This is a genomic window from Corynebacterium dentalis, assembly GCF_900232865.1.
Lineage (GTDB): Bacteria > Actinomycetota > Actinomycetes > Mycobacteriales > Mycobacteriaceae > Corynebacterium > Corynebacterium dentalis.
The window spans coordinates 203,217-223,584 of record NZ_OCTS01000002.1; the positions used below are offsets into that span (position 1 = coordinate 203,217).

The following is a 20,368-nucleotide window of genomic DNA, read 5'->3' on the forward strand; positions in this document are numbered from 1 at the left end:
GGCGGCTGGTCGGCTGGAAAGTTCGGATGCTTCTGCGCTCGTGCTGCATCGTCGGTTAGGCTTATACATCGTGGCAGATAAACTGAAAAACCTCGTTCCTTCGCTCGGCAAGCGCGGCCCGCACCGAGTGCTCACTGGCGATCTCTCTTTCGCGGGCATCCCTGGCCGCGTGTATGTCCCTGAAGAGGGCAAGAGCATCCCCGGTGTGGCCTTTGGTCACGATTGGCGCGTGGGAGTGGATGGCTACCATGCGACTCTGCGCCACTTGGCTAGCTGGGGTATCGCTGTAGCAGCTCCGGATACGGAGAAGGGCTTTGTCCCTAACCACCGTGGTTTCGCTGCGGATTTGGAAACTGCTCTGCAGATTCTGGCTGGAGTGCGTTTGGGTCAGGGCAATGTGACCGTGCAGCCTTTCAATCTCTACTTGGCTGGCCATGGAATGGGTGCTTCCACTGCTGTGTTGGCTGCGACTAATCGCGCCAACCGCACGGATTCGATTCGCACCGGCGATGCTCCTCCCCTGGCTGGTGTGGTGTCTGTATTCCCATCGGACACTTCTCCTAACGCCTACGAAGCTGCCAAGCATGTGGACGTTCCTGGCCTGATTCTGGCTGCGGGAGCGTTGGCTGATGTTCCTGCTGGTAGTCCGGAGCGCATGGCCGCTAACTGGAAGGGTGAGGTCTTCTACCGCAAGCTGAAGAAGGCAAGCTCCACTGGTTTCCACGAGAAGCTGGCACGCAAGTTCCTCTTGGGTCAGGGTGGCCCGGAATTCGCTAATCAGGAGGAAATCCGTGGTTTGATGACGGGCTTCATCTTGGCTGGCGAGCAAAGCAAGTACAAGGCGTTCCGTAGTCACGACGAAAAGCTCGATGACACCGAGGCTCCCGGCCAGCTGGAGCTGGCGCGTCACCTTCCGGAGAACGCTGACGCTTTGGATAGCCTGCAGGGTCTGCAAAAGCTGATCTAGTTCGCGGGGTGTGCAACACCCCTGGTTGGATCTCGGGCTTTGAGCGTCTGGACTGCATCTCCGGTTCGGGCCACTTTTAAGTGAAGATGTCCGGCTGTCTCATACGGTGCGAGCCACCACCGGTATGAGGCGGCCGGTAATTCATATCTGGGGTGGGGTTGTGCGTGCTCTGATTTGGACGCGGAGTAGCTTCGGCTTGCTCGCTTTGTTTGGGCGTGGCTTCTTCTAAAGAATGTCCAGACTTTTCCGCCAAAGTGCGTAATAGTTCCGTTTGTTCTTTTAGAACATCTTCAAATTCTTTGGTCATTTCAGCGACCTGTGAGAAGTACTCATCCAGGATGGATTGATAGTGCTGATGGTTCACCATTGCCCACTCCTTGCGATAGGAACCGCGTTCGCACTAGTTGCCAACTCCACTTCCATGTCCACATCAACTCCCGCGCTGACCCAGATGTCTGGAGTCCACGTTTCTGATGCGGGCGCAGTTTCCGGTGTGACCGGTTCTGGCGCTGCCTCCGCTGGCTGCTGCACTTCTTGCTGTGGAACCTCTGTTACTTGATTGACTGGTTCATCATTTACCGACTCATCAACCGCAGGTGCCTGGCCAGTGTTGTCCACACTGTCTGGCTCAATGGGATCCGGTACCGTCACGGCACCCTCAGGCACGGACGGCTGCTTACTCTTATCGAACCCTTCTGGAGGAACGTCTTCACCGGTGACATCCTCTGGACGTTTTGCGATGGCAGGCTCTGTGTTGTCCGCGCATTCGGGTTCAGGGCCCACGGGCTCGGCACAAGGTTCCGGCTCTGTCTTTGGTTCCGGTTCATCACAGACTGGCTGTTCAGGACACTCAGGTTGAGAGTTGTTCACCGGTTCAAGGGTCGGGTACTCTACCGTCGAAGGACTCTCCGGCGGGCACAGTGCAGCGTCCATTGAGCTGATGAACTCTCCGACGGCGCTGCCCGCCACACTCGCGGCCACATTGAGGCTGGCGTTGAAGTTGGCATTGACATTCGCGTTGAGATTTTGCGCAACCTCACAGGCCTGAGCTGGTGCCACAACAGTCTGAGCCGATCCCGCGCACGAAGTATCGACAACGGCCGGCGCAGGCGCCGAAGTCGACGAAGCGGGATGAGAATTCACCGGTGGCCTGTCGGACAAGTCTGAACTAGAAGTAGTGCTCGGACACGGCGCGGGATCAGCGGTCGGAGTGGATGCTAATGTGACGCCCTCCTCACACTCCGGTGTGGCAGCCGGCGGCTCTTCCACCACGGGTGTGGGCTTCGCGCAATCCGTAGCAGCTGGTTCCACGCTTTGTTGTCCATCGCAACCGCAGTCGCGGTCATCCACGGGCGTGGGAGCTGGCGCAGGGTCGGGTGCAGAGCTCACGCAGACTGGAGTCTGTGCTGATCCACATTGCGCCGCCGGTGCATGATCGTTAATCAACACATCGAGCATGCCCTCCAGCGAGATATTTCGAGAGCTCAACAACCGCTCCACTACCCCGGTTGCCATCTGCACCAGAGGCTGGGAAAGCAACGCTCCCTGCACCGGTCCGGCGAAGGCCTTGGCTGCATCCACTGCGCGCGCAGTTGCCGTGCACATCTGGGCGACCGTCTGGGCACACTGGTCGTCAATCCTTTGCAACCCATCAGTAGCGATTTCTACTGCTTGGCAGCTACTGGCCACCTGGTCCTCATGTCCGCATTGCTCCTGGACCGCCTTGGTCACCGCCTGCTGCGGGCGATCCTGTCCGATGCCATTGAGAAAGCCATCCACCACGTTGGTTACATCGGTCTCGAGTACCTGACGAGAGGCTTCGCCCAGGCACTGACGGATAGCCGGAATATCCAAACCGTGGGTGAAGCTCGCAGCCACTCGGCACGCCACCGTGGCACCACCCGCAGCCTCCAGCTGAGTCAAACTTTCCGAGACGTGAGCACTATTTGTGGGTGCAGCCATCATCATCGCCCACCTCCCAAAGCCACAGCGTTCGTTGCATCGGCAGCGTCCACTACATCCGCCAGCCGGTGAGCATCGCGTCCCGCTGCAGCCAACCTTCCAGCGTGTGCCACACGTACATCGTGCCCCTTATCCACCAGCTCTTTGAGCCGCGCACCAGCCCCCTGCAAGCCCACGCCGAATGCGGCAAGAGGTACATGCGGACGATGCGCCGCCAAGACACTCGCCCACTGCTCTTGCTGCGCACGCAGCTTCTCTGCGCCCTCGCGCACCACTGTCGGATCAGTAGTAATTCCGTTCCCCACCAGCTCATCCCCTTTGAACCGCCCAATGATTACCAAACCTTTGGTCACATCTGACTACCACCAGACAGAAAAAGTTCATCGGCCCTTTCAACTGGTCACTGGCAATGCAGTGTCACGAGTTGAAAGGGCCGATGTTTGGCGTCGAGAAAAAGAGTGCTAGACCTGCGCAACCACGGCGGACAACTGGCCGGCGATGCGGCGAGCGGTCGTGGAATCGGAGGCCTCCACCATCACGCGGAACAACTCCTCGGTGCCGGAGGGTCGCAGCAACACACGGCCGGTCTCGCCGAGCTCCTCCTCAGCAGCGGCAATCGCTTCCTTAACCTGCGGAGAATCAGCGATCATGGACTTGTCCGCCACCGGCACGTTGATCAGGGTCTGCGGCAGCACGGACATCACGCTGGCCAGCTCGCCGAGGGACTTGCCGGTCGATGCCATGCGCGCCATCAGAGACAGACCGGTCAGGGTACCGTCGCCGGTGGTGCCGTGCTCAGGAATGACGATGTGGCCGGACTGCTCGCCACCCAAGGAGAAATCACCAGCGCGCAGGTCAGCCAGCACGTAGCGATCGCCCACTGAGGTCTCGCGCAGCACGATGCCTTGCTCCTTCATCGCCAGCTTCAGCCCCAGGTTGGACATCACGGTGGCCACGAGCGTGTTCTTCTTTAGCTCGCCATCTTCCTTCATGGCCATGGCGAGGATGGCCATGATCTGGTCGCCGTCCACCACGTTGCCCTCGGAATCGACAGCTAGGCAGCGGTCCGCATCGCCATCGTGAGCCAGGCCGATATCAGCGCCGTGCTCCTGAACCGCCTGCTGCACTACCTCGATGTGCGTGGAGCCCACGCCCTCGTTGATGTTGAAGGCGTTGGGGCGGTCGTGGATGGCGATGACCTCCGCGCCCGCGTTCCGGTAAGCCGAAGGTGCGGCCTTGTATGCAGCACCATTGGCGCAGTCCACCACCACGCGAATTCCGTCCAATGGGGTCGGCACGGCGTTATGCAGGTGGGAAAGGTAGCGCTCCAACGCGTCTTCGGATTCGTCGATGATGCGTCCGATCCCCGCGCCCGTGGGGCCTTGCTCCGGCAGTTCCAGCATGAAGGACTCGATCTCGTCCTCCACGTAGTCTTCCAACTTGTGCCCGCCGGCTGCGAAGAACTTGATGCCGTTATCTGGCATGGGGTTGTGCGAGGCGGAGATCATCACGCCCATGTCCGCGCCGAAGGCGTCCGTGAGATAAGCCACGGCTGGGGTGGGCAGAATGCCCACGTTGAGCACGTCCACTCCCTGCGAGGACATACCCGCTGCCAGCGCTGCGGTGAGCATTTCGCCGGAGACTCGAGGGTCGCGTCCCACCACGGCGGTCGGTCGCCGGTTGCCTTTGCCCTCGTGGTCTACGAGCACGCGCGCTGCGGCCGCGCCAAGCTTCATTGCCAGTGGCGCGGTGAGTTTATCGTTAGCTAGGCCGCGCACTCCGTCGGTTCCGAACAGTCTTCCCATAGCCTCACAGCATACCCACCACGGTGGGTGGTTTTGCGCAATGTGGGCAATGCGGGGACTGTGTTGGGCCTAGCAACGGCGAAACCGCCCCCACCTTCGCAGCAATGCAGCTGTGAAGTGTGGAAGCGGTTTCCTTTCCGACTGCGGTGGCATCTTTGTTTCGACGCCATGCTGACGGAAATCCAGCGTGATAAGTGAATCAGCGCTTGGAGTACTGCGGGGCACGACGTGCCTTGTGCAGACCGGCCTTCTTACGCTCGACGGCACGTGCGTCGCGAGTCAGGAAGCCAGCCTTCTTCAGGGCGCCACGCTCTTCTGGGTTGTACTTGTTCAGAGCGCGAGCGATTGCCAGGCGGAATGCGCCGGCCTGGCCGGATGGGCCACCGCCCTTGAGGTTTGCGACGATGTCGAACTGGCTGTCGCGATCAAGCAGCACCAGTGGTGCCTTGATCAGCTGCTGGTGCAGCTTGTTAGGGAAGTAATCCTCCAGGGTGCGACCGTTGCAGATGAACTGGCCGGAGCCCTGCACCATGCGGACGCGAACGACAGCTTCCTTACGGCGGCCGACGGTCTGGATGGTTCCCTCGTACAGAACTGGAGCAGCCTGAACTTCTTCCTCAGCGGATTCGGTTGCTACGGCATCGCCGATGGAAGCGACGAACTCTTCGTTGACTGCGTCAGCGGCGGTGTACTCGCCTTCGAAGTTGTCGGTGTTCTCGACGGTTTCGTTGTTCTCGTTGTAATCAGCCATTACTGTGCCACCTGCTTGATCTCGTAGGTCTCAGGCTTCTGAGCCTGGAGGTTGTGCTCCGAACCGGCGAAGACGCGAAGCTTCTTGATGGAAGCGCGGGACAGCTTGTTGTGTGGCATCATGCCGCGGATTGCTTCTTCCACGACGCGCTCTGGGTGCAGCTCCAGGGAGCGACCGAGGGTCATGGACTTCAGGCCACCGGGGTAGCCGGAGTGGCGGTAGCGCATTTCGCGCTCGCGCTTGTTGGACGAGATGTGAACCTTGTCAGCGTTGATGATGATGACGTTGTCACCGCAGTCAACGTTTGGTGCGTAGGAAGGCTTCTTCTTGCCGCGCAGCAGGTCAGCTGCGGTAACGGCAAGACGGCCCAGCACCACATCAGTGGCGTCGATGACGTACCACTTACGGGTAATGTCACCGCTCTTTGGGTGGAAAGTAGTCACGTGGGACTCCTTGGTCTTGTTGGAACTGCCAGCCAGGCGCTGCTCCCGTGAGAAAAAGTATCTGATCAGGCAATACGTGATGGATTTCACGGTCTGTCCGTGGCGGCCGGTTGTGACCCACGGACAGGGGATCTCACCGTGTGGTGAGCTCGCAACCTGATAAATATTACCCATGCTGGGGGGATAGACAAAATCCCCCAAGCAGGACGCTTGAGGGATAAAAATGGCGCAGTTCGCTGATCAACCGCACCGCTGATCGCTAATGCAGGTGTTCTATGCCCAGCTGTTTGCAGCGTTGGTGTTGATCTGGCTCATACGGTCATTGGATTCACGAACCGCACGGGAAACCTCGCCGAGGACCACGTTGAGATCCTGCGCGCTGTTATCCCACTTCTTCTGAGCTGCTTGGTAGGACGTCGCGGATTCGCCTTCCCACTCCGCAACCAGTGGCTGCAGGTCACTCTTGAGATCTTCCAAAATTCCGTTGATGCGTTGTGAGGTGCTGTTGATATCGTCTGCTGCCTGGCCGATGCTGGCGAAGTTGTAGTGAATCATGATGTTGTCTCCTTGAGAAGTGTGGAATGTGAAGTTGTGCAAACTCTGCGGACACCTTTGGCCCGATAGCTCTCGTTGTCTATGCCGGCCACCGGTCGCTCGTAATGCCCGTTTTCAGCTGACTAGCTGTTAAATGCGGACGCGTTTTCCGTTTCGGTCTCGTCGAAACCAGCAGCATTGGCGCGGAGGTTTTCCGCGATGCTGTTCAGTGCTTCACGCAGCTGACGAGCATCGTCATTCCACCGCTGCATCAGTCCAGCGAAGGAGTGCTGCGCGTCACCCTTCCAACTCGCAGCCACGTCATCCACCACTCCCTGCAGGCGACGGAGCTCGCCTTGGACGTCTTCATTCACGCGGTCCACATTGCTGGCCGCATTGTTCATCGTCTGAATGTCTGTCTTAAAACTCACGATGTGCCTCCCCTAAAGGTCAATCTTGAATGTTCTCTGCGGCAACTTCCGATGCCGACCTTTGCCGTGATTCCCACCTGAGCGCCATCTAGAGAATTTCTTAATGCTCCAAAGGCTTCCCACGCGTCCCCCACAAGGCAATAAGACTCCACACCAGAATAAAAGGTTCACGATTAGCGGATTTTTCTAAGCACATCCACGATCTGATGCTACTGACGTTCAGGGTCTATCCCCGCGTACTGAACTGCTGTATCGCAAGCCCGGAGCCTATCCCCTGTCACTTCCCGGAATTGGCATCCCACGGAAATTTGATGACCGTCCTTGAGACGAACGTGCCACAACGTGGTGGATTCCGGATAGACCTCCTCATAGCTCACGGGAGCCCGCCCCGCTATCCGAATTCCCTGCATTCCTTGCAGCTGATTCAGGACAGCGTTATCCATTTCCTGTTGCGTGGTCAAGGGGGTGGGTACTGCAGAAACCAGCACTCTCATGTCCGGATCAGAGGACATGAATTCCTCGCGCTGTGCCGTAGCACCGGATCTCGTCCATCCCGGTGCATCCATCTTCACCGGAATCTGTGCTCGTTCCGCGGATGCCGTAACCACCTGGTCTCCGGCCACTCGCTGCTCTCTCCACGGCTGTGGCTGTTGCGCACTAGCGGAATCCGACGGAGCGGCAGCCGGTTCTGACCTCTCTGAACTCGTCACGCCACCTGTCGCCGCGTCTTCTGGCTCTGTAATCATTTGGGAATTTTGCGCTTCCTCCACTGATGAGCCAGCGCCACTGTGCATGACAGCGACGATCGTTCCCACACCCACCAAACACAAAACAACCGCCGCAGCAGCCACAGCGATGCGCAGCAGATTTTTGTCCCTAGCGCCCCTATTCAACGGCTCAATGCAAGACTTTTCAGAGCCAGCACGCTCTTGATTCGCCAGTGGTTCGTCGGTCACCACCTGCCGCACCTGCTCTTTCGGAACTGCGGCACCCGGTGCGGATTCAGTCTCCCTCACGCATTCGTGTTCCGCATCCCGCAAATCCGCAGCAATGCGCAGCACACTATCCACATCTAGCGTGCGGGCCCGCATCCCCGTGCACCTCAGGTACTCGGCAATAGTGCTCGCGTGCATTCCGGCCACCACCACATCTGGCTCGCGCATTCCCACTCCCCACGGGAACTGAGTCCGGCCACCTGGCGCGTCAACCTGCGAATATTCCGGATTGGCTTTCCTCTGTTCCACCACATCCACCACCAATTCACGCAACATTTCCAGTCGCGCCAGCCCCAGCGCGCTCGTCCGGAATCGAGGTTCTCCCTCCCCCACCTGGAAAGGATCGGCTTCCACGGCTCCTGTTCCGCTCACTGTAAAGCCAGAAGATAAATCGGTGACAGTCAGTGCATGTACCAAGATGCCTGATTCCTGCAGCGCCACAGCTTTAGCCAAAATCCCCATGTCAGCTTTTTCCGAACGCGTGGTAACGGTCATTGTTTCATCCATCTTTCGGTGCTTTCCCCGCTCCATCGCAGCGCTTGTATTCACGACGCAGCCTCAACTCTTTCCACCTTGTTGGCACCCGGCATCGGAGTTGCGGCCACGTGCACGAGCCACGGCTCACGGTGAACGTAGATGGCGCGGCCAGGCTGGCGTCGACACAATTTCTGACCTGCAATGGAGCCATCCTCTCGAGGCGCGCTCAACAGTAACCACGCTGTTTGATCACGCATCGACTGCATCAACGGCTGGTAACTAGCGCGAGCAAAAGCACCGGACTTCCGCCCTAAAATCACGTGCAAGCCGATATCCGCGGCATATGGCAGAAGGGGAATCAGACAGTCCAATCCAGGGTCAGCATCCGCATCATCGACCACCACAAACACTTCCGGCCCGTGCCACCAAGTACGCCGTGCCAGTTGCTCCGGAGTCACATCCGCCTGTGGGATCCGCTCCCGCAGAACGTGAACCCATTCCTGCAGCTGATTTCGGAAATCCTCTGGGACGGCGTAGCCATCGTGGCCCAACAAACCTCGCCGTGCGTCGGTGATTAGGATCTTTTTCTCGACGCCAACCTGGCCATTCAACCCATCGATCACCGCACGCAAAGCGGTAGTCACGCCGGCGCCGGACTGTCCCACAGCCACGAAGTGTGGAAAGGCCGCGTGGTCCCACACCACAGAGTCCAGTCGCGGACCACCCATAGCGAACGCGTGGGTATCGACGTCCTGACGATTCAGCTCATCCGGAAGGATGCGCATTGCCAGGTTCGGCTCGCCGCGTTGGACAGAGACCATTCGCCCGTGCTCGATGTCCTGGGCTGTTACCTCTGCGACCTGAATGTGTTTGCCGTGATGGGAGACTGCTCGGCCTGCCACATCGGGCAGACTGCGCTGTGCGTCACGAAAGTGAGCGTCCAATGCGGTCATCTTGAATTCGACGATGCCGGTCAACATGTCCCTCAGCGCAGGGCGGAAGTTCCATCGCAAAGCGGTGACCACCAGGTGCAGTCCGTGTTCCAGCCCGGTGGTGGCGAAGCGGATCACACGCTGATCTTCCTCGCCTAGTTGATCCACGCCATCGATCACGAGCAGCCGGGGACCTTCCATGAGCTCCACTTCATCCAGCAAGCGAGTGAGCTGGTCGGCGCCTGCAACGGCGGATACCTGTGGCAAGCGGGTGAGGTCCCGTAGCGAACCGCCGGGATCGAAAATGTAGATCGGTACTCCTGGACTCGAGAGCACTGTGCCCAGCACTAGGGCGCGCAAGAAGCTCGTCTTGCCAGTCCGCGGTTGCCCTACCACTGCCCAGTGGCGCCGTGACATGTCCACCGCATAGGGAATCTGCTGACCTTCAAATGGAAGATCTTCCAAAGCGACAAACGCCTGCATAGGTGAGCCTTCAGCGTTGACATCCCACGCACGCAGCCGATTCGGCAAGGGTGGGAGCCAAACTTGGTTGTGCGTCGGTGCAGCAAGCCTGTCGATCACTAAATCCAAGGTGGTGCTGGTGGATTCCACTTCCGTTCCGAGACGACGAACCAGGCGCTGATCCCGGGGCAATTCCGGGCCGGATACATAGGCGGATTGGAAACGGGTGGCGTCATGCGCATACAAAATGGCCGCACCGGGCGTGGCAGGAAGTTCAAACGCGGCGGGTGACCCAATGAGGGCGCGAGATTCCGCAGCAGAAAACGTCCGTAGCGCTATGCGATAGGAAAGATGGGATTCCAAGCCGCGCAGCCGCCCCTCTTCCAGCCGCTGGCTGGCCAACAGGAGATGCATACCCAGACTGCGCCCGAGGCGTCCGATCGCCGCGAACACCTCGGCAAACTCCGGGCGTGCGTGCAGAAGTTCCGAAAACTCATCTACCACGATAAACAGTGAGGGCATCTGCCCGGGGAACTGTGCGTTGAACTCACGTGCGGTGGTCAGATTGGCTGCTCGCAGCCGTTCTTGGCGCCGGTGCATTTCGCCCAGCAGTGAGTCCTGCATGCGATCGACCAGCCCAGCCTCGTCTGCAAGGTTGGTGATCACGGCGCTGGTGTGTGGAAGCCGTTCCATGCCCAGAAAGGACGCGCCGCCCTTGAAATCCACCAGGATGAAATTGAGATTGAGGTGCGAATGGTTGTGAGCGAAGCTAATGACAATGCTCTTAAGGAGCTCTGATTTTCCGGAGCCCGTCGCGCCCACACACAAGCCATGCGGGCCAATGCCGCCCAGCGCAGATTCCTTGATGTCCAGATACACCGGCGCGCCGGAATAGCCGATGGGCGCACGCAGATCTCCACCAGGCAATTCCAACAAGCTCGAAGATCCAGTCACGCGGGACCGCGACCGGCATATCTGCGCCAGTTCCACGTCAGATAGTTGATCCGCCACACCGAACGGAGCCCACCCGTCCATCGTCCACGCCGCCATAACGCATCCCGCTGCTTCCTCTTCCACATGCAGAAGCAGCCCTTGACCTTTGGCAGTCTCCACCCATTCCGGCGAGGGATCCACCACAACAGCGCCGGATGTCACCGGATGTGCACCAGTACAAAAGCGCACCTTGTGCGGCCCGTCGTGCGGCAGCCACTCGTCATATGGGCCCTCGATGCTCAATGCATCCACGTCTTGAACCGCGACTTGGGCCTGCATAGCGTAAGCCAACCGTTGCGCACCAGGGCCAGTCAGCACCACGCAGTGAAAGCTGGAGAGGTCCACCGCGACAGGCGCTTCAATGGTGGCGTTTGCCAAGGCGAGGTCACGCAGGCTCATCGCGCATACCGGCTCTAAGTCCTCCGGAGGTGCAGAAATGGGGATCTCCAGTGGATCTTCCGGAGTTTGCACCGCGGTTCCCAGCCGCACCACCCCCGGCGCGGAAGATACCTGCGTATCCGTCACTAGGTGCGTCCACAGCGCGTGCGGGTTGGGATGGGATTCGGCCATCTTTTCCAGTTGCTCCGCCCGCGAGCGGCGCACCGAATCTTTGAGCGCGTCTAAGTGACGATGAAACGCACGCCGCATCTCATCCACATTCGTGCCCGGGGAAAACATCATGGCCATCGAGCCCAGCATCATCAGCGGAAAGATGAACGTCATCGGGGAACGCCCCGCCCCGGATAGCACCATTGCGCCGATCATCCCCGCGACAGCCACCAGCATGATCACGGGCATCAGCATCTTGACGAATGGCTGCTTATCTTTGGGCAGCGTTGGTGGTGCTTGCGATTGCATGAATTGGTTCCTCCCCCATTGTTCCCCCGTGATGTTTCTTCACGACGCAACCCATCCCCATGAGCCGCATAAGTGTCTTTAGTCTGCCACGGCTGTGCTCTCTCGGCGAGTCCAGCGCGTGTCTGGCACTCATACTAAAGTGTGGCAAGACACCGTGGGGGTGGCAGAGACAATTCTCGTATGGGGGGACCATGCTTGCAGTAAGTATTTCCGTGCCAAGAGCGGAATCGACCATCAATGCGGCGGTGGCGGATCACGTGCCTGTTGCGGAGTTAATTCCGCACTTGGTGCAGCAGGAAGCCGAGCTCAAGCCGGGCGAGCACTGGGTGCTTTCTCGAAGCATCAGCGCAATCCGACCGGAGCATTCTCTGAGCGAGGCCGGGGTACGCCCCGGAGAGCTGCTAACTCTGGATATCGCCATGGTTCCGCAACCAGAGGCAGAGGCAGTTGATCAACTCACGGGAAAGATTGGGAGTAATCACGCTGCGTGGTTCGCGGCATGCATCGCAGCACTATTCAGCCTGCAATCTGCGCCACTGTTTCATCCGCTGGCTCATCATGGACGGCATCAACTAGGCCTGGCCGCTGGCGCCTCTGCAATGGACTACCAAGCGTTGCTCTTGCTCGCCGTCACGGGCATCGCGGCACTGTGTGCTGCTGCCGGTTCACTGTTCGATCGGCGCTACACCTACATCGCTGCTCTTCTCGGGTTTGGACTTGGCCTGCACATCAATGTCTTGTGCGCTTGTGTGTGCGCAGCCCTGATGGTCTGGCGTCCGGGCCCAGCACGCGTATTCACGCTGTTAGTCACAGTCTTTGCGGCCATCAATTTCTTCCCCGGCCTTACCCTTGTCTTGGCACTGCTCACCCTAACTTTTTCCGGACAGATAGCCATCGGAATCGCGCAGATCAAGTTGCCGAGAGTACCTGCCACTGGCCTCTTCCAGGAACCTGTCCACGCTTCCAGTGGCAACGTGATCACCATTCATTCCACGGTGGTTATCGCTCTATGCTCGGTGATTTTCGCCAGCATCTACCAACTCATCCCGTGGGGGTCGCGTCCTAGTGTGTGGATCATCGCGCTGGCCGTATGCACGGCAACGATTGGTTTGAGTTCGCGCGGCGCCCGCCCGGTTCACGCCACCGCGGTGGTTGTCTTGTCCGCTGTCATTTTGGTGTGGCTCGCTCTCCATGTCTCTTTTGGAGCCCTGGTATTCGCGCTCCTCGTGCTGCCGGCCATCCACGTCCGCTCACCCCTGGCTGGGCGGATCATTGATGGGCTGGAAAGCCTCAGTTTCGCCTGCGCCATACCTCTTGCTCTGCACAGCACGGGGATCTTTGAGCTCATTCGAGGGATCGGCTGATGACCTCTCCACTGAATTGCGCCGTTCCGATGTATGGCCCCAGCATTCCGGTTGATATCCAGACAGTAGATAGCGGGATTGCCACGGGACGAGGTGTGCAAACAACGGTGATCGATACCGGCGCTGCCACTCCCGGAACTACCGGCGACAGGAGCTCGTGCATTCTCCACGGAACCGCTGTGGCCAGCGTGATTAAGCAAGTGGCTCCCGGCGCGTCCATACACTCCCTGCGTCATTCTCCCGTGGAAGATCGAGCTGAAGGCACCGTGGAGGATCTGGTGCAGGCAATCTATACAGCCGAGGAGTTGCACGCGAAAATCGTCAATATTTCGATGGTCGCCTGCGAGGACGTTGCCTCCCTCCGCGATGCCATTCGCGCAGTTCAAGGAAGTGGCACCCTCGTTGTCGCCTCGATTGGTAATCGAGGTCAGTGCGACGAAGCAGTGCCGACGTTTCCGGCCAGCTACACGGGAGTCCTCGCCGTAGGGGCAGTTGATAGCAGAGATTCTTCCAACAAGGAAAGCTCTTTGGATTTAGGCAGGACCGCCGCCGAGTACAACGCAAGCGGTAGCCACGCGGACTTGTTCGCACCGGGCGGTCCTGTCAGCGCGGTCCTCGAAACCGAGTCTGGTCCGAGGACCGTGGTCGGTGGTCCGGACCCATTTTTCGGAACGTCGTTTGCCGCCCCTGTGGTCACAGGAACTGCGGCGTTGGTGTGGGAGATCGCTCCTTTTCTCGACGCCACCGCGGTCTCCGATATTCTCACCTCCACCGCCATTGCCGGTGGATCACCCTTGCGTGGGAGCTCCGCCCTACAAGTGGTTAATCCGCAGGCTGCGGTTGAGAAGGCTTGGGAGATTCGCGACGTACGCGATGGCCGTACTCCTGAGGTCAACGCACACGGCTTATCCGCTGAACCGTGGCTGCCCGAGACAAGTTCAGTGTCCAGCCCGCTGCTCACTGAACCTCCGGTGGACTATCGCGTGCCCATCGCACTATCTGCTGTGGTTTCGTTGGTGTTGATAGTGGTGCTGATCGCCCGAGCGTTGTCCTCGGAAAGCAGACCACCGTCAGGGAGCGCGGAGACTACCCGCCACGGCGCGTGAGTGGGATCAGTAAAACCAAGCGAAGTTAGATCCTCCTGGGATCCCACGCTGTAGCGGGTTCCGTCGTCGCTGATCAGCAGGATTCCGCGTTCTGTGGCAACGGGCATCGTTCCTCGCGGCGCCACATACCGTGGCCCCTCGTAAGGTGCTTGATCAACTGCGCGAACCAGGCCCAGCTCATTAAGACTGTCTTGTTCAATTGCTCCTGCCGATTTCTCGTTACCCGTACTATCTTCCAATTCAGCAGGAGTTCCCAACCCGTTTTGACCTGCGCAGAGCATCTCCGGCGCAGACCACTGCACATCTTCTTTCGGCAGGCCTTGCAGTACTTCAGCACTGGGTTGATCGACTGCATCCGCCACGTTCACGGGTATCGGAGGAACGGTACTCAAGGCTTCTGCCAGCGCTCGTTGCGGTCCTGTGAGCTCAGCGACTCCACCGCGCGTGGCCATGAACGCGCGATCGTCTGCCAGCAGCACACGCCCCGCCACATCAAACGGGGCAGGCAAACCCGAAGGTCCATGGGGTAAGACCACATCCGGTTTCCGCTCCAACTGACCTACTAATTGGTCACTTGCAGGAACTCCGGTGACACCTAAGGCACGCGGGGCTCGGGCGTCGATAAGAAAACGATCCTTGCCCACCACCAGCCAGGTTCCACTGGGTGCTTGCAACAGCGCGTGCTCGTGCCACCTCACGTTCGTAGAGGCCAGCACCACTCCGGGTTCACACAGCAACAGCTCGCGCGAAGGTGCCTGCTCCAAGCCTGGCACCACCGGTATGCCCACCGGATCTGCCTGCGGAAACTTGGCCAGCTGCTCCGCAGTGCTCTGCTGGAATTGCACCGGTTCCCGCAGGATCAGCCGGGCGCTGGCCACGTTGGTGACGGGATGGAAAGCATCGTCGAGGCGCACAAAGAGGGTTCCGGATTCGTCGGAGACTAACGCGGCGTCGTCGATATTCGGCTGCGGGCGCAACAGCCCCATCATCACTGCTGCACCAGCCAACAGGAGGCTGATCAGCACGCCCACCATCACGGCGCGTCGTTGAGACCGCAGTGGATCGTGCGCCATGCGCGGATCCCCAATGACCAGCGCCAACTCCAATCGACGTAACAAAAAACTGTATCCCGAAACCTGAATTCCCGTAGTACGCATGGCTGCGCACTCCCCTTCCCCCGAAGTTCTGTTCACCTAGCTCATTGATCATCGCAGGAATGCGCTGCGCCCGCACGGCAGACCGTGGGCTCGCAGGTTAAGGTGTGACCAGAGATTGATGGCAAACGGGGGTTTGCACGATGCGGGGGAAAAGATGATGGGGATCATGTTGGCGCTGTTGTGTGTGCTGTTGATCGTTGGCTGTGGGGTGGGAGCCTGGTGGCTGCGGGAACGCGCCAAGGTCGAGGGCATTACTCCGTTGACCTGGTTTGATGTGGCTGCGGCGCCGTCTCATTTCTTTTCGCCCCCAGGTCCAATCGCGTTTTCACCGGAGCTGCTTCTTGATTCCTTGGGTGCCCAGGGCGAACGGCGCCGTGTGCACGTATCTGAACGGCCCATTCCGGGGTTGTTGGGAACGGAGCTACTGAGCACGGTCGGTGTGCCCACGGAGTTGGCCGGGTCCATGCTCATCGCAGCTGCCGCGTGCGGGGTTCTGGTCGCGCCGAGTTCGGTAGCAGGTGGGCGTGGTTCAGGTCTTGTAGTTCCGACGTCAGACTTCACCGTGACCGGGCCGAGTCCTTGGCTACTGGGGATGGATATTTCCGGCGAATCCGTGAGCGTACAGGCTGTGCCCGGTTCCACCATTCTGGTGCTAGGAAACGCGGCTGCGCTGCCACAACATCACTGGTTTCGCCTCGTCGATGTGGATTCTGAGGACACCGTGGCCGATGCATGGGAAGCGGCGTGGGATCCAGGAGTATGCCGAGTGGTGAAAGTCCTGGGGATTTCAGATGCGGGCGATCCACAGCTGGAAGGGATCTACTACGACATTGTGGTTTCCGTGCAGGTGATCAACGGTGATGTCGTGGGAGAAGTGGTGCACCGGAACACCGGATACCGGCAGACTTTCTGGCCGCTATTCACCGGGATCAAGCAGGTGCCGGTGCCTATTCGCAGGAGGCTCTAGCCCTGCGTGCGCACCGCGCGCGTGGCCATTGCACGCTCGGCTAGGTCTGCGTCCACCGGGTAGTCCACCTGCACTAAGTTCAGCCCATTGGCGGGTGCCACGGGCACAGCGGAGCTGCGCTCGGTTTCCTCCAGCAGGTCTGCGGTGAAACTCTGTGCACGGCGCCCCTCGCCCACCGTCAGGCAGGCTCCCACCAACGAGCGGACCATGGACCAGCAGAAGGCATCGGCCACCACGTGTGCCTCGTAGGTCTCCGGCTCGGACGCGGTGGACACGTCTCGCCACTCAAACTTTTGCAGCTCGCGGATGGTGGTCGCGCCCTCGCGGGCCTTGCAGTAGGCGGCGAAATTGTTCAGGCCCAGCAGTGCATCGGCCGCCGACTGTACTTTGTCCTGCTCCACGGATTTGCGCCACACCGCGGTGTCACGGGAGCGAACCGGGCGGGGACCCGCGTCAGAGGTGGTCACGCGATAAACGTAGTGGCGCCTAAGGGCAGAAAAACGCGCGTCGAAACCCTCCGGCGCAGACGTAGCAGCCGAGAGGCGAATGTCCGGCGGGAGCATGCGGGACAAGCGCCGCACCAGATCTTCGGGGCGGGCCAGGGAGCGCTGCTCGAAGGCCTCCGCGGGGATGTCCGCATGCGCAACCTGCCCGTCCGCGTGCACTCCCGCATCGGTGCGCCCCGCCACCACCAGCGTGATGGGGTGGCGGGTGACCAAGGAAAGCTTGTCCTCCAGCACGCCCTGCACGGTGCGCAGGTCTCCCTTCTGGGAGGCCCAACCGTGGAAATCGGTGCCGTCGTAGGAGATATCCAAGCGCACGCGGACGTGCTCAGAATTGGCAGGTGCTGCGTTCACTTCGTGCTGGTTCATCGATCCAAACGGGCAAAGCGGTCAAACACGGCAGCACCGATCACCAGCGCACGCTCATCCATGGCGAACGCGGGGTGGTGCAGGTCCGTCTCCGGGCTCTCGCCGTTCCACACGCCCAGGCGCAGGTAGACGCCCGGAATCTCCTCGGTATACCAGCCAAAGTCCTCGCCGCCGGAGGACTGCACGGCCTCTCCCACGCCCTGCTCGCCCAGCACGTCGGTCACAGCACGTCCAGCGATCTCCGCGCAGGCATCGTCGTTGACCACGGGAGGCACGCCCTGCACGTAGTTCACATCCACTTCCACGCCATAGGGTTCAGCGATCGCACGGATGGCAGGCGGGATCACTTCAGGCAGTTCAACCCACGTATCGCGGCTCGCGGAGCGCACCGTACCGGCCAGCGTGCCCTTGGCGGGGATCACGTTCGGAGCGCCCGCGCCAGCCATGATGGAACCCCATGTCAGCACCGTTCCGGAGCGCGGATCGATACGACGATCCACCACCTGCGCCACACCCGTGGCCACCGTAGACAGGGCGTAGACAATATCCCCCGTCTCGTGTGGGCGGGCGGTATGCCCACCGCTGGCCTGCAGCGTGACCTCTAGCTTGGCGTTCGAAGACGTAATCGCACCAGCGTGCACGCCCACGTCTCCCACCACGCGGTGCGGATCGCAGTGCAGAGCGATGATGCGATCCACACCCTCCACGGCACCTTCCTGCACACAGTCCACCGCACCACCGGGCATGGTCTCCTCAGCGGGCTGGAAGATCAGGCGCACGGGGCGTGGTGGAGGGGTCTTTGCCAGCAAGGTGGCCGCACCCAAAAGCATGGCGGCGTGGGCGTCGTGACCACAAGAGTGACACACTCCCTCGTTGGTCGAGGAGAAATCGTAGCCCGTCGTCTCCTCCATCGGCAGCGCGTCGATATCTGCTCGCAGCGCCACCACATCCGTCTCACTCGAGCCGTCCGCCGCCGGGATATCGCAGGTCAAACCGCTCCCAAATTCGAAGCGACGCACCTCAAAACCCAGTTTGTTCAACTCCGATTCAATGTAATCGGTGGTCTGAAACTCCTTGTAGCTGAGCTCGGGGTTGCGGTGAATGTGCCGACGCCAACCAGTCAAACTTTCTACTAATTGCTCATCGACACCCGCATATCCCTTCGCTGCGCTCCATGCGTCGGCCGGAGTTGTTCCAATGGGATTGTTTTTGTTGGCACTAGGTGCGTTATTCATGAAAAATCCTCTCGCAGAATTTCAGTATCCGCTGTGCCATCTCAGCGCGGTTGGGAAGGCGTTCAAAGTTATGGCCTTCATCGTCGAAAAGCAGTAGCTCGGTATGCACACCGTGGGCCGTCAACACACCCATGGCCTGATATGCCTCAGACACAGGCACGTTGGCATCACGCTGACCGTGAATGAAAAGCACTGGAACGTCTACCTTGGACAGCTGGCGCAGTGGGGATGCCTGCTGCAGTAGTTGCTGGTCAAGATTCTGATCGCCGTACTTCGGCTGACCAGCAGCTGCAATCCACGGATCTGTATCGCGGTAGAACGTCTCCAGATCAGACATGCCACAGGCGGCGATGCCGCCGGCCCAGCGTCCCGCGTGCCTGGTCAGGGAAGCATGCACTAGGTAGCCGCCGTAGGAGCGTCCCATGATGACAGCCTTGCCCTCTTCAGTCAGACCAGCAGAGATCAAGTAGTCCAGGGTGTCCTCGGCGTCGTCGATCGCGGCAAAGCGACCATAACGGTCGTCTGCTTGGGAGAACCAGCGCCCACGTCCTGCCGAACCACGCACGTTGGGCTGGAAAACCGAATATCCGGACGAGGCCAACTTCCGCAACACATTGTTGTAATCCGGACGAGACTGCCCCTCGGGACCGCCGTGGAAATACACCACCATGGGCGCAGGCTCAGTGGGCTCTTGCCCCACGGCCCGATACAACCAGCCTGATAGTCGCAGACCATCCCGCGTTTCGTAATTGTGTAGCTCCGGGATGATCTCCGCCTCGTCCCACACAGACAGCACTGCACGGCCACGCTGGTCCTGCGGCTGTTCAGAAAGTAGCTCAGGCGGAGCCTCACTCACTACATCTCCCACCGCCGCAGCAGTGACCTGGAACTCGTCGCCCACCCAGCTTTGGCGCGCCACGTCATAAACCACCACGCTGGGCGGAAACTCAGGACCAGAAACAGTTACTGCCAGCAACTTTCCATCCGCCGTCAACGAAGGGGACGTCGCGATCAGGGAAGGCAACTCCGGTATCGCTATGACCTCAGCGTTGCCATTAGCAAGGTCCACGATTTCCAGATCGCACCAACCTTCGTCGTTCCACAGCACTACAGCAGTAGAACCGTCCGCAGAGATTGTGAACTCCTCTACCTCGGCATCGTCACGCTCCAACAACACGTCCTTTTTGTAGCCGTGCGTGCTTGGCGTGACCTTGAGCAGGCGGAAACGTTCAGCGGAATGATCACTACGCACGATGTAACAATAACCGCCGTCTTCGGTGGGCAACACGAAGCCCTGATCTGTGGTGGACCCCTTGTCCACGGGCAACAGGGGCATCCATTCGCCCTCCGGACTCACTGCAAGCAACTCACGGTTGGTGCGGGACCCCACTCGGAACAAGGAGTACTGGTCACGAGAATGGATCAACGCACCGCCCGTGCGCCGATCCACCAACTTGGACTCACCGGTAACAGGGTTGAACAGGCGGCCTTCCACCGTTCCATCCCGGTCATAGGCACTCACGGCCACGTATTCGTCTTCCCAGCTGACCAACTCCACGGTGGCGTATGCGGCCAAGTCCACCATGTAGGCATTTGGATCCTCCGGGTTAGTGGTCACAAACCAGATCTGCTCATGGTCACCACCATCGGGCGCTACTTCGCAGGCCAACCACTCACCATTCGGGGAGTACAACACCCTGCGCACAGCGCCTTCAATCGGAAGCACAACCTCGCGCTCTTGGCCAGAAACGGGATCACCCTTGGCGTCGAGAGGAATCTGGATGGCTAGCGGGTAACGTTCCTGCTCCACCACCACGCACGCCAACAAACGCCCATCTGGGGACAAAGCTGGAGCCTTGACGTAGCGGTCGACGGACCACAAGCAGTTCGGCTGATCACCACCACCCGCAGAAGTTTCTCCATGCACGGGCACTTCGTCGCTGACTACATCCCGATAATTCACAGCTCTAAATCCTAATTGCTGTGCAGGCGATCCTCGAAAGGGGCGGGAGGCAAAGCGCCTGAATTGACGGAACGTACGGTCTTGCTTGGCATCC

Annotated in this window: 17 protein-coding genes and 1 pseudogene; 4 read left to right on the forward strand and 14 right to left on the reverse strand. The window is 59.8% G+C overall.

Annotated features, from left to right (window positions below):
* The first annotated feature begins 70 nt into the window (after nucleotides 1-70).
* A complete protein-coding gene (locus CS919_RS02515; protein ID WP_234990764.1) occupies nucleotides 71-967 on the forward strand; it encodes a dienelactone hydrolase family protein in 897 nt (298 codons plus the stop codon).
* 76 nt (nucleotides 968-1,043) lie between these two features.
* Here CS919_RS02515 and CS919_RS02520 read toward each other — a convergent pair whose 3' ends face one another.
* The 10 genes from CS919_RS02520 to CS919_RS02565 form a co-directional block, all read right to left on the reverse strand.
* Nucleotides 1,044-1,334, reverse strand: a complete 291-nt coding sequence (locus CS919_RS02520) for a hypothetical protein (protein ID WP_099297917.1) — start codon at nucleotides 1,332-1,334, stop codon at nucleotides 1,044-1,046.
* Nucleotides 1,328-2,929: a hypothetical protein gene (locus CS919_RS02525; RefSeq protein ID WP_143341740.1), complete on the reverse strand. Its 1,602-nt coding sequence runs from the start codon at nucleotides 2,927-2,929 to the stop codon at nucleotides 1,328-1,330. Before CS919_RS02525 ends, CS919_RS02520 begins: the two co-directional genes overlap by 7 nt.
* A 2-nt stretch (nucleotides 2,930-2,931) precedes the next feature.
* On the reverse strand, nucleotides 2,932-3,234 hold the full coding sequence (locus CS919_RS02530; RefSeq protein ID WP_143341741.1) for a hypothetical protein: 303 nt from the start codon (nucleotides 3,232-3,234) through the stop codon (nucleotides 2,932-2,934).
* 156 nt (nucleotides 3,235-3,390) lie between these two features.
* Nucleotides 3,391-4,734, reverse strand: a complete 1,344-nt coding sequence (gene glmM / locus CS919_RS02535) for a phosphoglucosamine mutase (RefSeq protein WP_099297920.1) — start codon at nucleotides 4,732-4,734, stop codon at nucleotides 3,391-3,393.
* 199 nt (nucleotides 4,735-4,933) lie between these two features.
* Entirely contained in the window at nucleotides 4,934-5,485 is a 552-nt protein-coding gene (rpsI, locus tag CS919_RS02540) for a 30S ribosomal protein S9 (protein WP_099297921.1), read from the reverse strand.
* The gene (gene rplM / locus CS919_RS02545) at nucleotides 5,485-5,928 is read right to left on the reverse strand and encodes a 50S ribosomal protein L13 (protein WP_099298039.1); all 444 of its coding nucleotides are present in this window, start codon (nucleotides 5,926-5,928) and stop codon (nucleotides 5,485-5,487) included. Before rplM ends, rpsI begins: the two co-directional genes overlap by 1 nt.
* Before the next feature lie 273 nt (nucleotides 5,929-6,201).
* Nucleotides 6,202-6,483 (reverse strand): WXG100 family type VII secretion target, encoded by a 282-nt coding sequence (locus tag CS919_RS02550; RefSeq protein WP_099297922.1) that lies wholly within the window; start codon nucleotides 6,481-6,483, stop codon nucleotides 6,202-6,204.
* Between the two features lie 122 nt (nucleotides 6,484-6,605).
* Nucleotides 6,606-6,893 (reverse strand): WXG100 family type VII secretion target, encoded by a 288-nt coding sequence (locus CS919_RS02555; RefSeq protein ID WP_099297923.1) that lies wholly within the window; start codon nucleotides 6,891-6,893, stop codon nucleotides 6,606-6,608.
* 209 nt (nucleotides 6,894-7,102) lie between these two features.
* Nucleotides 7,103-8,383, reverse strand: coding sequence for a type VII secretion-associated protein (locus CS919_RS02560; RefSeq protein ID WP_159460946.1), 1,281 nt, complete (start codon nucleotides 8,381-8,383; stop codon nucleotides 7,103-7,105).
* A gap of 50 nt (nucleotides 8,384-8,433) precedes the next feature.
* A complete protein-coding gene (locus CS919_RS02565) occupies nucleotides 8,434-11,610 on the reverse strand; it encodes an FtsK/SpoIIIE domain-containing protein (protein WP_099297925.1) in 3,177 nt (1,058 codons plus the stop codon).
* A 191-nt stretch (nucleotides 11,611-11,801) separates the two neighbouring features.
* On the opposite strand from CS919_RS02565, the gene CS919_RS02570 reads away from it, so the two are divergent.
* Together CS919_RS02570 and CS919_RS10815 are read left to right on the forward strand one after the other, a co-directional pair.
* A complete protein-coding gene (locus CS919_RS02570; protein ID WP_099297926.1) occupies nucleotides 11,802-12,974 on the forward strand; it encodes an EsaB/YukD family protein in 1,173 nt (390 codons plus the stop codon).
* Nucleotides 12,975-13,003: 29 nt separating this feature from the next.
* Nucleotides 13,004-13,738, forward strand: a pseudogene (locus CS919_RS10815) (S8 family peptidase); the annotation flags it as partial.
* Nucleotides 13,739-13,950: 212 nt separating this feature from the next.
* Here CS919_RS10815 and eccB read toward each other — a convergent pair.
* On the reverse strand, nucleotides 13,951-15,237 hold the full coding sequence (gene eccB / locus CS919_RS02580) for a type VII secretion protein EccB (protein ID WP_099297928.1): 1,287 nt from the start codon (nucleotides 15,235-15,237) through the stop codon (nucleotides 13,951-13,953).
* Between the two features lie 118 nt (nucleotides 15,238-15,355).
* On the opposite strand from eccB, the gene CS919_RS02585 reads away from it, so the two are divergent.
* Nucleotides 15,356-16,204: a hypothetical protein gene (locus CS919_RS02585; protein WP_099297929.1), complete on the forward strand. Its 849-nt coding sequence runs from the start codon at nucleotides 15,356-15,358 to the stop codon at nucleotides 16,202-16,204.
* Here CS919_RS02585 and truA read toward each other — a convergent pair.
* Genes truA through CS919_RS02600 form a run of 3 tightly spaced genes read right to left on the reverse strand, consistent with a single transcriptional unit; the run spans nucleotide 16,201 to nucleotide 20,274 of the window.
* Nucleotides 16,201-17,076: a tRNA pseudouridine(38-40) synthase TruA gene (truA, locus tag CS919_RS02590; RefSeq protein ID WP_099297930.1), complete on the reverse strand. Its 876-nt coding sequence runs from the start codon at nucleotides 17,074-17,076 to the stop codon at nucleotides 16,201-16,203. The genes CS919_RS02585 and truA overlap by 4 nt on opposite strands.
* The gene (locus CS919_RS02595; RefSeq protein ID WP_099297931.1) at nucleotides 17,073-18,311 is read right to left on the reverse strand and encodes an amidohydrolase; all 1,239 of its coding nucleotides are present in this window, start codon (nucleotides 18,309-18,311) and stop codon (nucleotides 17,073-17,075) included. The genes truA and CS919_RS02595 overlap by 4 nt, the downstream gene beginning before the upstream one ends.
* Nucleotides 18,304-20,274 carry a S9 family peptidase gene (locus CS919_RS02600; RefSeq protein ID WP_099297932.1) on the reverse strand — a complete coding sequence of 657 codons (1,971 nt, stop codon included), beginning with the start codon at nucleotides 20,272-20,274 and terminating at the stop codon, nucleotides 18,304-18,306. The genes CS919_RS02595 and CS919_RS02600 overlap by 8 nt, the downstream gene beginning before the upstream one ends.
* Between the last annotated feature and the right edge of the window lie 94 nt (nucleotides 20,275-20,368).

Excerpts from the sequence above, each read along its gene's own strand:
- truA (WP_099297930.1), bottom strand. The coding sequence starts at position 17,076 with ATGAACCAGCACGAAGTGAACGCAGCACCTGCCAATTCTGAGCACGTC.
- CS919_RS02565 (WP_099297925.1), bottom strand. The coding sequence starts at position 11,610 with ATGCAATCGCAAGCACCACCAACGCTGCCCAAAGATAAGCAGCCATTC.
- CS919_RS02570 (WP_099297926.1), top strand. The coding sequence starts at position 11,802 with ATGCTTGCAGTAAGTATTTCCGTGCCAAGAGCGGAATCGACCATCAAT.
- rpsI (WP_099297921.1), bottom strand. The coding sequence starts at position 5,485 with ATGGCTGATTACAACGAGAACAACGAAACCGTCGAGAACACCGACAAC.
- CS919_RS02520 (WP_099297917.1), bottom strand. The coding sequence starts at position 1,334 with ATGGTGAACCATCAGCACTATCAATCCATCCTGGATGAGTACTTCTCA.
- CS919_RS02525 (WP_143341740.1), bottom strand. The coding sequence starts at position 2,929 with ATGGCTGCACCCACAAATAGTGCTCACGTCTCGGAAAGTTTGACTCAG.
- CS919_RS02595 (WP_099297931.1), bottom strand. The coding sequence starts at position 18,311 with ATGAATAACGCACCTAGTGCCAACAAAAACAATCCCATTGGAACAACT.
- CS919_RS02550 (WP_099297922.1), bottom strand. The coding sequence starts at position 6,483 with ATGATTCACTACAACTTCGCCAGCATCGGCCAGGCAGCAGACGATATC.
- glmM (WP_099297920.1), bottom strand. The coding sequence starts at position 4,734 with ATGGGAAGACTGTTCGGAACCGACGGAGTGCGCGGCCTAGCTAACGAT.
- eccB (WP_099297928.1), bottom strand. The coding sequence starts at position 15,237 with ATGCGTACTACGGGAATTCAGGTTTCGGGATACAGTTTTTTGTTACGT.
- CS919_RS02560 (WP_159460946.1), bottom strand. The coding sequence starts at position 8,383 with ATGACCGTTACCACGCGTTCGGAAAAAGCTGACATGGGGATTTTGGCT.
- CS919_RS02585 (WP_099297929.1), top strand. The coding sequence starts at position 15,356 with ATGGCAAACGGGGGTTTGCACGATGCGGGGGAAAAGATGATGGGGATC.